Here is a 13,958-nt window from a genome sequence, read left to right on the forward strand (position 1 = left end):
TCATGGTGGATCGCATTACTGATATATGGGGCACAAGGACTCCGTTTGAGCGAGAAGCTGCGTGGCCTTCCCGCGTGGATTACGCCCTCCAGGAAGGCCTCACTGAGGGCGATGTTGACCATTGGGTCCAATCCGCTTGCGTGCTGTGCAGCAACGGCTGCGGCTGCGATATTGCCGTCAAGGACGGGGTCATGGTGGGCATTCGTGGCCGTGCGGAAGACCGCATCAACAAGGGACGCCTTGGGCCGAAAGGACTCTTCGCAAGCTGGCAAGGCGTCTCGAACATGGACCGCCTCACGCATCCATTGATCCGCGAAGGCGGCGAATTGGTCCCAACTGATTGGGACACGGCCATGAAGCGGATCGTGGCACGCAGCAAGCAACTCTTGAAGGAGAAGGGTCCCCTCAGCCATGGCTTCTACACCAGCGGCCAACTGTTCCTTGAGGAGTACTACGCCCTGGGCGTGATTGGGAAGGCTGGTATCGGGACACCCCACATGGATGGAAACACCCGCCTGTGCACCGCGACAGCGGCGTCCGCGCTCAAGGAAACCTTCGGAGCAGACGGACAACCAGGCGCCTACGAGGACATCGACAATTGCGATGCAATTTTCCTTTATGGGCACAACATGCCCGAAACCCAGACCGTCCTCTGGGCTCGCATCCTGGACCGCCTTTCAGGACCCACACCGCCCAAACTGGTGTGCGTCGACCCCAGAAATACGGAGGCCGCGCGCTTTGCCGACGTGCACCTTGCGGTGCGGCCCGGCACCAATCTTGCGCTCATGCACGCCCTGGTCCGGGAGGTCCTGCACAACGGCTGGGAGGACCCCACCTACATCCAGGAACACACACTCGGCTACGACGAGCTGAAATCCACTGTGGAGGAATGGACGCCCGAGGCTGCTGCCGAGGTGTGCGGCGTCAGCGCCCACGACATCAGGAAGGCCGCCCGCATCTTCGGCACGTCGGATCGGGTACTGTCCACCGTTTTACAGGGGTTCTACCAATCGTCACAGGCCACAGCTTCCTCCTGCCAGGTCAATAACCTCCATCTGCTGCGCGGCATGCTCGGCCGACCCGGAGCCGGCCTACTACAGATGAACGGGCAGCCGACGGCGCAAAACAACCGCGAATGCGGGGCCGACGGCGACCTCCCGGGCTTCCGTAATTGGCACAACCCGAAACACGTTGAAGAACTGGCCTCCCTGTGGAACGTGGATCCCGCGATCATCCCCCACTGGGCACCGCCAACCCATGCCATGCAAATCTTCCGCTACGCGGAGCAAGGATCCATTAATTTCCTCTGGGTCTCAGCTACGAACCCTGCGGTCTCCCTGCCGGAGCTGCCCCGAATACGGGCAATCCTGGCCAAGCCGGAACTGTTCCTGGTGGTGCAGGATTTGTACCTCACCGAAACCGCCGGCATGGCCGACGTCGTCCTTCCCGCCGCCGCGTGGGGCGAAAAGACAGGAACATTCACCAACGCTTCGCGCGTCGTCCATATCTCTGACAAAGCCGTAGACCCGCCCGAGGACGCCCGCAGCGATCTGGATATTTTCCTGGACTACTCCAACCGAATGGGCTTCACCACCTTGGACGGCACGCCCTTGTTGACGTGGGAGGGTCCGGAGGACGCCTTCGAAGCTTGGAAAGAATGCTCGCGCGGGCGTCCTTGCGACTACACCGGACTGAGTTACTCGAAACTCCGTGGTGGCAGCGGGATCCCTTGGCCCTGCAATGCGCAAAACCCGGATGGCACCACACGCCTCTATACGGACGGGGTTTTTCCCAGCGATCCTGACTACTGCGAGAACTACGGTCACGACCTCTTGACGGGGGCCGAAGTGGAGCCGGAACCGTACCGCGCCAAAATGCCCAAGGGCCGCGCCTGGCTCAAAACAACCAAGTACCATCCACCGCACGAAGAACCGGACGACGACTACCCGCTCCGGTACACAACCGGTCGGACGGCGTATCACTTCCACACACGGACCAAGACGGGACGTGCCAGGACGCTGAACGCGGCGGCGCCACGGATGTGGGTGGAGCTCTCGGTCGAAGACGCTTCAGCGCTGGGGATCAAGGAGGGCGACATCGTCCGCGTATCGTCGCGGCGAGGTCTGATTGAGGCGCCGGCTCGAGTCAGTGGCGTCCGGCCGGGCACAGTTTTCGCACCTTTCCACTATGGATACTGGGACTCGACCGCACCCTCCAGCCCGGATGATTCTCCCAAGGATTCGCAGAAGACTGCAGCCAACGAGCTCACCATTACCGAGTGGGATCCGGTGTCAAAGCAACCGCTTTTCAAGAATGCCGCGGTGAAAGTAGAGAAAATCCGTGACGGTGATGGACCGGCTCCGGCGCCCAACACCACCGCTTCAAGGCAGGCAGGACAACAACAATGAACCTCAACATCTACCTGGGTTTACTGCATCAGGGTGAAGCGACCCTGGCTACGTCTTTCCGGCAAGTCTCTGATGGCCACGGCTCGGAGCCTGACATACATTTCCTCTGCCAGACTTTGGCCAGGCAATGCGACAAGCACGGGGAACTCCTCCTCCCCCTCGTGCAGCGATACGGCAAGGACACATCCGACCACGAGCCCGAGCGGCTCCACGCCGACGGCTTGTCAGAAACCCGGAGCGGCCCTGTCGGCCTCCTTCGCGACCTGCAGGACCTGTATCTGCTGGCGAGCTTGGTTGACGTCACGTGGACTGTGGTGAATCAAGCCGGATCCGCACTTCGCGACGCCGAGCTGCTCGCCGTCGTCGATCAATGCCACAAAGAGACGGAAGTCCAGCTCAGTTGGCTGCAAACCCGGATGAAGCAGGCAGCGCCGCAGGCGCTGCTGGTCGCAGACTAAGTCAGTAGAGGACTCACCAGCAGGCTAAGTTAGTGGGGCAGCAGCCCCAGGATCGGGAGGGTGACCGCCGTCGAAATGGCCATGGCCGCGGTGTTGCCGATGACCGGATGGAGGCCCTCCGGCAGCTGGGCCGAAATCGCCCTGGCAATAGGAGGGGCCAGCACCGCTCCAAGCAATGCGCCGCCGATGATGCTCCACCACGAGCCGTCGTAGGCGAGCACGGCGGCAGGCGCCACTGAGACGAGCGACGCGTAGGTGGCCGACCACCCACCGTTGCGGTACCAACTCCGCCAAAGAACCACGCCGATGGCCGAGGTGAGGGCCTGCGCAAACAGGATGTGCGGAACCAGGTTGGAACCGTACCCGGGCAGCACAGGATTCAGCACGAATGCCACCCCGACGCCAAAGATCATGCCTGCACTGGCGAGCGCGTTGGCGAAGAAATGGGTCTCGGTGAAGTCGGCGAGGACCCGGCGCGCCGCCCACACTGCGTCCGTAAGAACACGGTTAACGCCCGACGGCGGCTGGATGGGTTGCGCCTGCGGAGCCGGTTTCCGTAGGACAAGCCAAGGCAATTTCCGGGCGATGAGGAAAGCCAGTACTGATCCCAGGGACATCGCAAGGACGTTCGCCACCACGGGCGGCAGTCCCAGCGGCGCGATGAGCGTTGGGATCAGCAACAACGCCAACGGCGTGACGGTGAAGGCGCCGAGTACAGCTCCGGTCACGCAGGTCCGCCAACCGGGTCCATACATCAGGACAATTGCCGGGGCCACGCAGACGAAAGGCACGAACGTGGGCTGCCATCCGTCGTCGAGCATCCGGCCGAAAACTACGTTGGACAACAGCAGGCTAAGCGACGCCGAGGCCAGCACCCAGGGCCACAGTCCGGTGCCATATGCCAGCTGACCCGGCCAGCTCTTGCCCCGCCGGCCAGCCCACCACGCCAACAAAGCCCCGGCAAGCAACCCGCATGCCGCCAGCTCTGATTTGTAGAACAGGGGCTCAGTCATGTCGCCAAGGAACCACCTGACCGCTGCGAAAGGGGAGTTGGTGACTGATGCAGCCCAGCCCTCGAACGCAGGGCCGAGCCGTGACGATTGCTGCGCGAGCGTGTGGAGGACAAGTGCGAGCACTCCCGCGAGGATGACCGAAGCCAACGCGCCCAATGCTGTCCCGAGGGCGCCAAGTTCAGTTGCAGTCTTCTTCGGGGCAGGATCCGGCCGACGGCGGGGCGCGCCATCGACAGCTGAGGTGAGCATCGTTGATAACCCTTAGCGTGCGATGTGGTGTAACTCGAAAGCAGCGTATCCGAGCTCTCCAGAGCGGCCCCATTCGTGTTGTTGCGGGGGATTTGTGACCGGGAGTATTCCGATAGAAGAGCTTCTCGTTGACACTAACGTTTCTTCGAGAGAACGTTAGCGTATGAGCCACGTAACTACTGCCCAGGCCGCGGCGCGATTGGGCATTACGCAGGTAGCTGTCCGTAAGTTGATCGGCACTGGGCAACTGATCAGCTCAGGTGTCGTTGGCCGGGCCATCCTGCTGGACGCCGCCTCTGTGGAGCGATTGGCCCGCGAAGGCACACGCCATGGCCGGCCGTGGACTGAGGCGAATGCCTGGACCGCGCTCCTCCTGCTTTCCGGGGAAAACGGGGTGGAGTGGGTTGACTCCGCCCAACTGTCTCGGCTGCGACGCAAACTGAGCCGTATGGAACCTGCCGAATTGCCCATTCTGGCGCGCAGGCGGGCGGGCGTGCATCGATATAGAGCCACGGCGGATGTGGTCCAACGGCTAAGGGACCATGTGCTTCCCACTGGTGCCGCGGCCATGGCGGACGAGAACGTTGGCCAACGCTTTGGTCTCACTGGTGGCGGGGGAATTGTGGATGGTTACGTCATGTCCGGCGATGCAGGTGCACTTAAGGAAGCGTACGGACTAATCGACGATCGGGAGGGCAACGTAGTGCTGCGGGAAGTCACCACCAGCCAGGCGTTTACAGGGCGAGTCCCGCTGGCGGCCATTGCCTTGGACCTGTTGGAGTCCTCGGTCACCCGTGAGCGCAGCGCTGGACTCCGTGTTCTGGAGGAGCTTGTTAGTGGACGATGACCATCGCGTGACGGAACGAGTGCAGTGGGAGGCTTCGCCGCCCGCGGGTGGCTGGGGCCGGCCATGGCCCCAATGCGCTGAACTAGCCCGCGCCTTGCCTTCTGATCAGTGGACGCTGGTTGGGGGACTTATGGTCCAACTGCACTCCGCCGTAGCGGGTCTAACCGTTTCGCGGCCTACCACCGACGTCGACATCATCCTTCACATGGAAACCGGCGCGGCAACCATGCCCGGCGTCGCGTCAGTGCTCCGTTCACTCGGCTACTCGCCCAGGCAATCCATCAATGGCGATAGCCCCGCACATCGTTTCCTTCGCGGTAATGAGCAGATCGACCTCATGGTTGCCGACCATCTTGTACCCGGATTGGTTCCCCGTATAGGAGGCCGCAAAGTCTTTCAGGTGACGGGTGGGACCCAAGCCCTCCGGCGAACAGTAGACTGCCGGGTCTTCGTGGACCATCGGGGTCCGGTGTCCATAAGCATCCCGAACGCACTGGGCGCGCTGGTCCTCAAAGGCGCTGCGTATCAGGAGGATTCGCGGGAAAGGGGCCGCCACCTCGATGACGCAGCAACACTCCTGGCAACAATTAACGGGCCCTTGGAACTTGTGGCCGACATGGGAGGCAGTGATCGCTCGCGGATTCTTGGGCTCAACCGGGTCCTCGGCGATCCAGACCATGAATCCTGAAAGGTCCTTGACCCTGGCGATAGGGCACGGGCAATCAGCAACCTTGCGGTGCTCTGCGCCAATCCCGACCGCCTCCCTGTTAGGCGCCTTGGGTAGATAGCGCCGACGACGGAGGCCCCAACGCATTCGCGTCAGGGCCTCCGGGAGCGGTGAATCAAGCCTTCCGGCGGGTCACCAGTCCCCAGATGACCAGTACGATCAGCGCACCTCCGATTGCGAGCAACCACGTGTAGATCGACCAGAATTCGTTGATGCCAACCTTGAAGATGGCGCTACCGATCCAGCCACCCAGCACGGCACCCACGATTCCCAGCAGGAGCGTAGCGATCCAGCCGCCTCCCTGCCTGCCCGGCATGATGGCCTTGGCGATGGCTCCTGCGATCAAACCCAAAACAATCCAACCAATGATTCCCATTTGTTTCCCTTTTCTCGTACGTAAGCCTCGGTCAAGCACCAATACTTGGTGCCACGGTCGGCCTGATTGCTAGCTGCCCGCTTGTGCGGCGACGTATCCCGACAACAGCTGGGCGGGCAGACGTTTTTATGGCTCCCCTGTTACTGAAGGAAGGATTCAATCTCCCCAACCGGCAGTCCGGCTACTTCAGCAAGAGCCCGGGGCTCGACACCGGCGTCGACGGCCTTCTTGAAGGCCAGGGCGAGTGTGTTCTGGGAAATCGCCAACTCATGTTGAAGGCTTTGGCGGCGAAGTGCTGCGACCCACACACCGCTGACCGGGTCCAAGGCGTCGATGTCCATTCTGAAACCGCAACCGCAAGCCCACTCCGGCCATATTGGCTCCACTGTGATCCACTGCATGGAGTCATGGCCCGGTCCTGCGGAGATAGCCATGTGCGAACCGCAGTGGACGGGCCCCATCGGCAGCACCCCTTCCGCAGCATGGTCCACGGTATTCCCAGCGACTGGTGTGGAGCTTGGTTCACGCAGTGCGACTGTCATCGTCTTCTCCCACACATCCCTAGTAACTATCTTGGCTATCTAGTTATATGTGTACTTACGATTTAAGTCCAACCAGCCGGCACGGTTGCACGCACCCGCCGCCAAAGGGCGGGCGCCACCACCACGGCAACGCCGACGGCGGCACCGATCACCGTTTCGATGATGCGGTCCCGCAACAGGAGGCCGGGATCAACCGGGGCTGCCAGCAACGTAGCTATCAGGGCAAGCGGAGTTACGAAGATCTGCGCCACAAGGTACTGCCGGGCGATAAACATCTCAGCACCGAACTGGCAAGCTGCTATCACCAGGACCATGGCCCAGGGCGCGGGATTGAGCCACAGGATGCCGGCAAGCAGCACCAATCCGATCACCGTTCCGGCGATTCTTTGGATGCCACGGCTCACTCGGTGGCGCGTCGAATGACCCACCAATGGAACCACCGCCGCAACCATGGCCCAATAAGTGTGGCCGAAGCCGAGCCGTTCCCCCACCAGAGTCGCGATGGTCCCCGCAAGGCCTGCGGCAATCAGATATCCGCCGCCTTCCAACCAGATCGCACGACGTTCCAACGTGGTGTGGCGGATGCGGGGCGGCCGTTTCCACGGGGTTCTGTGAGTTTTGAGCACCCGTGACGACATGCCGATCAGCAGGCAGAAGAGCGTGGTACCTACCGCGACCAGCATGGCCTCCCACAAGGGCGGCTGAGCAGGGATGGATGCGATCGCAGCGAAGGCGAAGATGTGAAAGAGGGAGCCGCCTGGCCGCAACCTCCAGGCCGCGACCACCACCGAGCACGCGCCCGCCACGACAGTGGTTGCAGCAGTCAAGAGCCACGAATACGCGGCGCCCTCGATGCCAATGGCTTGCGCTGCACGAGCCATGAGGGTGGCCAACAAAATGATAAGCAGCATGAAACCACCGGCACGCACTTGGCTTCGGAAGCGCACGCTATGCGGTTCATTGCGGCCATAAATGCCGGTAAACGCACCGAACGAGGCAAACACGGCCAGGTCCAACCGCCCCATCAGGGTCAGCGTAATCAGCGGCACAAAGACACCAACAGCGCAGCGGAGAGCCGGGTGATGGTCCTTGTTTCCCGGACCCATCGTGAACATTTCCGCTACAGCCTTCAAGGGGCGGCTCGCCTTTCGTCGCAGGATCAAACGTACGACGGCGGCGCTGGCGTCCGCTTCAAGGCTACGCTCCGGGCGCTGGGCTACTCCGGGTTTGGGCACAGATAGTGCCCCTTATCACGAGGAATAAGGGGCACTATCAGTTGCGCACTTCTTGTCGCTAGAAGCGGGAGGGTGCTCCCTGGAAGGGCCCTGTTCCGAGTGGGTTGCCTGCTACGTCCGTCAGGCCAGTGACGGGGGTGTAAGTCGGGAAGATCGTGGTCGACGTAAGCGTCGAGCCTCCGCTGGTCCCTGCTCCAAGGGTGATGGTGAGTGTTCGCGCCGTCGGATTCCAGCTCAGGCTGGAGGCGTTGTTAGTGCCATTACCGCTAAAGCTGAGTGCGGAGGTTGTGTAGTTGCCGCCCAGTGCAACACTGCCGACCCTGAGGGTTGTACACCCAGCCCCGGTTACAGTCAGTATGTTGCTGGAGCTTACGTTGACTATCACGTTATCCGCGTTGTTGCCGGCCTGGGTCTGCACGTTGGTGGTGTCGTTCTCCCAGACGCTGCAGATCGTGTTCGGGTTGATGGGTTCAGAGAACGTTATCGTCACCGAATCGCCCTTCTCCACCTTGCCGAGGGTGCCGCCCGAACGGTTGTTCAGCTGGACCCCCGCCACCGCTGGCGAGCTCACGTCCTTGGTGGATGTAGCCACTCCCGCAGGACCAGTGTTACCTGCGGCGTCCGTTGCCTGTGCTGAGTAGTTAATGGTCCCTGGGCTGAAAGCGCTCAGGTTCAAGGGGGTCGCTGCCCAGTTCCCGGAGCTGTTGACGCTAATGGTCTGGGTCACGGGCAGGGCTCCCGTTCCCGTTACGGTCAAAGTGACCGAGGACAAGGCCTCTGCCGTCCCGCTGACTGGAACAGCGGTCACGTTTCCGCTGTAGACATATGGTGGCGCCGTCACGGACGGGGCGAGGGGTGCGGTGGCATCCACGGCAGTAACTGCGCTTCGTGTGCTTTCAGCGCCCTGCCACTGGGAGAGTTTGGGCGTAACCGTGTAGTACCAGTTCCCCGTGGTGACACCCGTGTCCACGCAGCTCAGCCCGGCCACTGTTCCTGCACAGGTTCCGGCTGCCGCAACCGCAGTTCCGCCAGTGGCTGAGCCGTAGCGGGCGATGCTGTACCCGGTCACGGACCGGCCAGCCGCCGTCGTGCTTGCTGTCCAGGTGACCGTCACACTACTTCCGGAAACGGCGGTAGTGGGCTTTGCGCCCTGGGCGACGGCGTCGGCCTTGGCGGCACCGAAGTTGCTGCTGACGGAACTCCAGAAAGCACTGGCTGCGGGACCGCCCCATGAGACGAGGAGAATGCCGAGAATGATCACGAGGGCGCGGTTCCAAGCGCCCATCGTCACCCGCGTTGAGGACGATGAAGCAGCGGACTGGCGAAGCGGGCTCACTTCCGTACCTCCAGCGTGACGGGAACGTTGAATTGGGCGCCCTGGCAGGCGGAAAGTGAGGCCGCGCTCATGCTGGCCGCACCCTCAAGAGTCAGCAGGATGGATGTATTTGCCTGGATGGTCACCGTTGGCGCCAATGGTGCAGCCGGGGGCGTGAACGTCACGCCGGTGGTGGTGCAGCCGGAATGCGCGGCGTCTGCAGTCACGGCGCCGTTAGCCGCGATTCCATAGACGGTAACCGCATGGCTATTGGGGTTGGTTGCCCGGAGAACCACGTCGGCTGATCCACCTGGAACGAGGCTGGTCTGCAGGGTGTCGCCCGGGATGAGCGCATCCACGGTCACGGTTTGCATTGTCCCGTTGGTCGCCGAACCGCTGCCGATTCCGGTGGTAGACCAGTAGGCGTAGGCAGTCCCTGCACCGCCCAGGATACAAAGGGCCACGGTGGCAGCAGTGGTGCGGGCGATCCGTCCGCTACGGGGCTTCCGGTTGAGCGTCTTCATGTCAGTTCGCCTGTCCCGTCCCGGAGTACGTGAGTTGGAGGGTCGCACCCTTGCAACCGTCCTGGAGCTGCAAGGTGTCCAGCATCCTCACCTGGGGCCATCTGCTGCTGTCATTCACGCCCAGCGAGGTCAGCGAACTGGGCCCAGGAGGAGCTGCCAACGGGTAACTCCCGGTGTATTGGGTGACCTGGTAGTCAGCACTGCTGCAGGGGAGGTTGGCCGCCACGGCTGCCGGCGTGCGCACCACCTGCGCAATCGAGACGGTCAGGTTCGTGATGGCGATGCTCTTGTTCCCGGGGTTGGAAATCTGCAGCTCCACTGCTTGGGACACCCCTGGCGCCAAGAGCCCACTCAATGAGCCGGTGACACCGAAGGTCCGTTTGACTTCCTGGACCTGCAACTGCCCGGGCGCCGCGTTCGACTGGACCGCGTTTTGGGCTGCGCCGCTGGCTCCCTTCACGGTGAAATCGAACTTGCCGACCGATGTTGTGGGGGACGTGGCCACGGTCAAAGCCACCTGCGTTGTGCTGCCGGATCCCAAAACCACCGACGACGGCGACCATGCGGCTGTCGCCCCAACCGGAAGACCCGTAACAGTGAACGTCACGGGTCCGGTGAAACCGCCCGTAGACGTGGCTGACACTGTGAAGGTGGTGGACTGCCCCTGATCCAGGCTGCGGTTCGAGGGCGACAACGCCACCGTAATCCCCTTGGCTACCTTGACCGGGCTGCCTTGCGTAGCGCTCTGCCCACTGCTTGCAGCGACAACCGCCACCGGAACAAGGGCCACCACGAGCGCAACTATCAGCGTCCGGAGTGGTACGGCAGCTCGAGGGATAGGCGCGGGGCGCTCTGGCCGGTGGTCCATGGAAGCTCTTTTCGGACGGAAGCGTTCAGTCGGGAGGAATGCGGAAGCCGGGGACCACCACTCGCAAGGTGGTCCCCGGCATTCACGCGCTACTGGCTGGAGACGTTGACCGTGACGGTCGCGGACTTGCAGGCGTCCTGGTTGGCAGTGCTGTCGTTGAACTTCAAGACACCGCTGCCAACGGACGTTCCCGTAGCCCCGGCGGCGACGGTCGAGTTGCTGGTCACGGCGGTGACTTCGAACCATGCCGGAAGACAGGCGGCGTCGCTCGTGGTTACATTTGCCGTCAGGGCTCCGACTACCGTGCTGGACGTCGTCGCGTTGTCCGCGGTGTAGGCCACGTTGGTTTCATTGCCCGGCGCCAGGCCGGCATTGAACGTAGCGTGCAGCGTGACAGTTCCGCCTCCGGCTGAGTTGGCGGCCGAACCGCTGCCGGAACCGGTGGTGGTCCAGTAGGCGTAGGCAGCTCCGCCACCTACGGCTACCAATGCCACGCCTGCGACGGTGGCGGTGATCCGGCTCTTCTTGGAAAGCTTGCGCATGGTATGACTCCTTGGTTGATCTTTTTCCCGGGGAGCCGCATCGCAACCCCCAAGCATCCAACCGTTCCCGGCGGATGAAGCGATGCCCCCAATAGTTCAGCCCGCAGTGGCACCGTGACTACTCTTGGGTGTACGCCTCTTTTCCGCCCGACCAAGGGGTCAGGAATACGCTGAACCGGCAGGCGAGTACTCAGTTTTCGTATTGGGGACTACTTGGTAGCACTTTGCGTCATGCCAGCGCGGGATAGGCTTCTATGCCCATCTGATAGCCCGCTTTAGTACACCAACGCTGGCCTGCGCCGTTCATGAGCACGCCGGCAGCCGTCGGATCAGGAGTACTCAGTTTTTTAATGGCCCGGTACCTGCCCCCGGGAGTCGCTGCGGGCCGGGCATTTCGGAAATTCAGCTGCCACTGAGCCAACATTGTGCCCATCTTGAGCAAAAACTGCGCTGGCGTTCGAAGATGTTCGGGGCTGACTGCATGCATTGCGGGTCGTTTTAGTTGGTGCCCCTGCCCTTGCTTTTTTCGTTTCCCTGGCCTCTTTGGTCGGATTGGCCGCCGCCTTGGGCCCCACGCGCCGGTGATTCGGTTTCCTGCGCATCCTCTGTCGGCCCGCTTTGCTCGCTGGCCGCTGGCGATGGAACGTCTCCCTGCCCGTTGCCTGAGTCGGACGGCGGCAGCTGAACGGTTTGCACCGGCCCAGGAATGAGAACCGTTTCCACCGGCCCAGGGGTGGTAATTGTTACCACTGGCGCGGGCGTTCCAGCCGGGGAAGGAAGGCCCGATTCCTGCATAACCGGCGAAGGCGAGGTAACGTCTGCCGGCAAGGGCTCCTGACCGGATAATGCCACCGCGAGGGGGACTGCTATCGCTGCCGCGAGAAGGACCATCAACAGCGCCCCGAGCCTGCCGCCTCCCCTACTCCTGTGAAGCTTGGGGGAAACTTCGGTTGTTGCCCCGATGGCGGGCGCCCGGGCAGGCAGAGGCGGCAAAAGCGCCGTAGCTGCTGGGTGTGCATACGCCTCCTGCCACGGGCGAGCCAGGAATTCTTCGATCTCCGCGGCAGTCGGCCTATTGTCTGGTTCGAGGTCCGTCATGGACTTCAGCAGTTCGGCTATGGGGTGATGGATCTGCTCAGGGATGACGGGGGCACGGTGAAGGCGCGCTGCAGCCGACTCAATGGGCGTCCCCGGATATTCGGTCCTGCCCGTAAGGCATTCCAAGAGCACCAGGCCGAGGGAGTAGATATCGCTGGCAGGAGTCAAAGGACGGCCCAGAGCCTGTTCCGGGCTGAGGTACTGGGCGGTTCCCACCGTCATTCCGGTGGCAGTCAGGCGGCTGCCTTCCAAGATTCGGGCCACGCCAAAGTCAGCGAGTTTGACGATGCGATCAGGGCCCGGAGTTTCCGAAACCAGGATATTGGCAGGCTTGATGTCCCGGTGAATAACTCCGCTCCCGTGAACTTGCACGAGGGCACCTGCAAGGGCGTGGCCGATGTGCGTTGTTTCCGCGAGGCTGAGCGGACCCTGAGCAAGCACCGAACGCAGATTATTTCCGGAAACCAGCTCCATGACCAGGAAAGCCTGCGGCGGGCCCGAAGTTCCGGCGTCCACACCGGCGTCGTAAATATGCACCAGGCCTGGGTGATCAAATCCTGCAAGCAACCGCATCTCTGCCTGCTGGCGCTCCTCGAAACCCTCGTCGCCTGAGCCTGGGGAAAAGATCTTAAGTGCAACATCGCGCTGCAGGACTTCATCCCGGGCCTTGCAGACAGTGGACATCGCCCCGTGCCCGAGTAGCTCCAGAATCCGGTAGCGGCCGTTGAGAATGTCCCCGCCGCCTGCTGGATCAACGAAAGCTTCTCCGCCTGCCCTCACGGCCCTACACCTCTTGCGTCCAAGCGCGCTGCGCCGATTTACCCCCATTTATCCTGCGCTGCTATGCAGTTGCTAAGTAACCTTCTTACGGCAAACGTACAGCCTCCGGCCCACCTTGCCAACCATGAAGTGTGCTACTACTTTTCGGGGAAAAATCGGGGGAATTCGCACCTAAAACTGCGGTTATCGAACCCCTTCGACGGCGGGTTGGGGCGTTGGAAGTGCGTCCAAGGAATTGAAGCTGTAGAGCTGGATTCCCTCTATCCCTGGTCGGACAGAGAGCTCCTCAATGAGCGCGTCCGGCGTGTACCGTTCCCCGATCAGAAGCCTCCGTGCCAGCGGGCCTTTGCGGCTGAGGAATTTCAAGGAGGACCCCACTCCGATCTTGGTGGCAAGCGAGACCAGCTTTACCTTGGGCACGGCCCCTGCCACACCTGCCCACACTGGAAGGAGTACGCCCTCACGGCGGAGCATAGCCACGTAGTCCTGGATCCTGTCCGCCGAGAAACACATCTGCGTGACTATTTTCGTGGCGAACTCCTGCTTCTCCAGCAAGGCATCAACCAAGCGCAGGCTGGTGATGTCCGGATGCCCTTCCGGGTAGCCGGCCACTCCAACGGCCATTTCGCCGGACGTGATCTGGGCGATGTCGCGCAGCAATTCCCCGCCAGTGGAATACGAACCCGATGGCTGCCCGTCGCCCCCGATGGCGAAGACTTCCGTGATGCCCGACGCCGAGCAGTCACCCAGTATGGCTGACAACTCGGCGCGGCTTTCAAGAGCCTTGGCAGCAAGGTGGGGAACCACGGTATAGCCGAGCTCCCTCAGCTGGACAGCAGCACGGAGTGTGGCACCGACACCATGCTTCGGCAGGCAGGTAATGCTGATTGCGGTGGACGTAGGCAGGGCCTTGCTGACGACATCCACGATTCCCTCGGACGGGATGATCTCAACACGAACGGGAAGCATGAGGTGT

Annotated in this window: 14 protein-coding genes; 4 read left to right on the forward strand and 10 right to left on the reverse strand. The window is 62.2% G+C overall.

Features of this window, described 5'->3' with window-relative positions; translation table 11 throughout:
• Nucleotides 1-2: 2 nt before the first annotated feature.
• Entirely contained in the window at nt 3-2,408 is a 2,406-nt protein-coding gene (locus AC6I99_RS21110; protein ID WP_497961754.1) for a molybdopterin oxidoreductase family protein, read from the forward strand.
• Nucleotides 2,405-2,866, forward strand: a complete 462-nt coding sequence (locus tag AC6I99_RS21115) for a hypothetical protein (RefSeq protein ID WP_497944068.1) — start codon at nt 2,405-2,407, stop codon at nt 2,864-2,866. The genes AC6I99_RS21110 and AC6I99_RS21115 overlap by 4 nt, the downstream gene beginning before the upstream one ends.
• 29 nt (nt 2,867-2,895) lie before the next feature.
• On the opposite strand, the gene AC6I99_RS21120 is transcribed toward AC6I99_RS21115, so the two are convergent.
• A complete protein-coding gene (locus tag AC6I99_RS21120; protein ID WP_497961755.1) occupies nt 2,896-4,128 on the reverse strand; it encodes a hypothetical protein in 1,233 nt (410 codons plus the stop codon).
• Between the two features lie 163 nt (nt 4,129-4,291).
• On the opposite strand from AC6I99_RS21120, the gene AC6I99_RS21125 reads away from it, so the two are divergent.
• Nucleotides 4,292-4,975, forward strand: a complete 684-nt coding sequence (locus AC6I99_RS21125; RefSeq protein ID WP_497961757.1) for a helix-turn-helix domain-containing protein — start codon at nt 4,292-4,294, stop codon at nt 4,973-4,975.
• Nucleotides 4,965-5,663, forward strand: a complete 699-nt coding sequence (locus AC6I99_RS21130; RefSeq protein ID WP_497961759.1) for a hypothetical protein — start codon at nt 4,965-4,967, stop codon at nt 5,661-5,663. Before AC6I99_RS21125 ends, AC6I99_RS21130 begins: the two co-directional genes overlap by 11 nt.
• A gap of 154 nt (nt 5,664-5,817) precedes the next feature.
• Here the strand turns inward: AC6I99_RS21130 and AC6I99_RS21135 are convergent, their stop codons facing one another.
• The 9 genes from AC6I99_RS21135 to AC6I99_RS21175 all read right to left on the reverse strand — a co-directional run bounded on the left by AC6I99_RS21135 (nt 5,818) and on the right by AC6I99_RS21175 (nt 13,951).
• The gene (locus AC6I99_RS21135; RefSeq protein WP_477516894.1) at nt 5,818-6,078 is read right to left on the reverse strand and encodes a GlsB/YeaQ/YmgE family stress response membrane protein; all 261 of its coding nucleotides are present in this window, start codon (nt 6,076-6,078) and stop codon (nt 5,818-5,820) included.
• Between the two features lie 140 nt (nt 6,079-6,218).
• Nucleotides 6,219-6,620 (reverse strand): hypothetical protein, encoded by a 402-nt coding sequence (locus tag AC6I99_RS21140; protein WP_224093024.1) that lies wholly within the window; start codon nt 6,618-6,620, stop codon nt 6,219-6,221.
• Nucleotides 6,621-6,682: 62 nt separating this feature from the next.
• Nucleotides 6,683-7,753: an FUSC family protein gene (locus AC6I99_RS21145; RefSeq protein ID WP_497946912.1), complete on the reverse strand. Its 1,071-nt coding sequence runs from the start codon at nt 7,751-7,753 to the stop codon at nt 6,683-6,685.
• Between the two features lie 160 nt (nt 7,754-7,913).
• Nucleotides 7,914-9,191 (reverse strand): hypothetical protein, encoded by a 1,278-nt coding sequence (locus AC6I99_RS21150; protein WP_497961760.1) that lies wholly within the window; start codon nt 9,189-9,191, stop codon nt 7,914-7,916.
• Complete coding sequence (locus AC6I99_RS21155) at nt 9,188-9,694, reverse strand: hypothetical protein (protein WP_497961762.1); 507 nt, start codon at nt 9,692-9,694, stop codon at nt 9,188-9,190. Before AC6I99_RS21155 ends, AC6I99_RS21150 begins: the two co-directional genes overlap by 4 nt.
• Before the next feature lies 1 nt (nt 9,695).
• Nucleotides 9,696-10,562, reverse strand: a complete 867-nt coding sequence (locus AC6I99_RS21160) for a COG1470 family protein (RefSeq protein WP_497961763.1) — start codon at nt 10,560-10,562, stop codon at nt 9,696-9,698.
• 89 nt (nt 10,563-10,651) lie between these two features.
• A complete protein-coding gene (locus tag AC6I99_RS21165) occupies nt 10,652-11,104 on the reverse strand; it encodes a hypothetical protein (RefSeq protein ID WP_497961765.1) in 453 nt (150 codons plus the stop codon).
• 498 nt (nt 11,105-11,602) lie between these two features.
• On the reverse strand, nt 11,603-12,982 hold the full coding sequence (locus tag AC6I99_RS21170; RefSeq protein ID WP_497944060.1) for a serine/threonine-protein kinase: 1,380 nt from the start codon (nt 12,980-12,982) through the stop codon (nt 11,603-11,605).
• A 183-nt stretch (nt 12,983-13,165) separates the two neighbouring features.
• Complete coding sequence (locus AC6I99_RS21175; protein ID WP_497961767.1) at nt 13,166-13,951, reverse strand: methylenetetrahydrofolate reductase; 786 nt, start codon at nt 13,949-13,951, stop codon at nt 13,166-13,168.
• Between the last annotated feature and the right edge of the window lie 7 nt (nt 13,952-13,958).

This window comes from Arthrobacter sp. TmtSoilC77 (assembly GCF_059739415.1).

Excerpts from the sequence above, each read along its gene's own strand:
- AC6I99_RS21110 (WP_497961754.1), top strand. The coding sequence starts at position 3 with ATGGTGGATCGCATTACTGATATATGGGGCACAAGGACTCCGTTTGAG.
- AC6I99_RS21115 (WP_497944068.1), top strand. The coding sequence starts at position 2,405 with ATGAACCTCAACATCTACCTGGGTTTACTGCATCAGGGTGAAGCGACC.
- AC6I99_RS21120 (WP_497961755.1), bottom strand. The coding sequence starts at position 4,128 with ATGCTCACCTCAGCTGTCGATGGCGCGCCCCGCCGTCGGCCGGATCCT.
- AC6I99_RS21125 (WP_497961757.1), top strand. The coding sequence starts at position 4,292 with ATGAGCCACGTAACTACTGCCCAGGCCGCGGCGCGATTGGGCATTACG.
- AC6I99_RS21135 (WP_477516894.1), bottom strand. The coding sequence starts at position 6,078 with ATGGGAATCATTGGTTGGATTGTTTTGGGTTTGATCGCAGGAGCCATC.
- AC6I99_RS21140 (WP_224093024.1), bottom strand. The coding sequence starts at position 6,620 with ATGACAGTCGCACTGCGTGAACCAAGCTCCACACCAGTCGCTGGGAAT.
- AC6I99_RS21155 (WP_497961762.1), bottom strand. The coding sequence starts at position 9,694 with ATGAAGACGCTCAACCGGAAGCCCCGTAGCGGACGGATCGCCCGCACC.
- AC6I99_RS21160 (WP_497961763.1), bottom strand. The coding sequence starts at position 10,562 with ATGGACCACCGGCCAGAGCGCCCCGCGCCTATCCCTCGAGCTGCCGTA.
- AC6I99_RS21165 (WP_497961765.1), bottom strand. The coding sequence starts at position 11,104 with ATGCGCAAGCTTTCCAAGAAGAGCCGGATCACCGCCACCGTCGCAGGC.
- AC6I99_RS21175 (WP_497961767.1), bottom strand. The coding sequence starts at position 13,951 with ATGCTTCCCGTTCGTGTTGAGATCATCCCGTCCGAGGGAATCGTGGAT.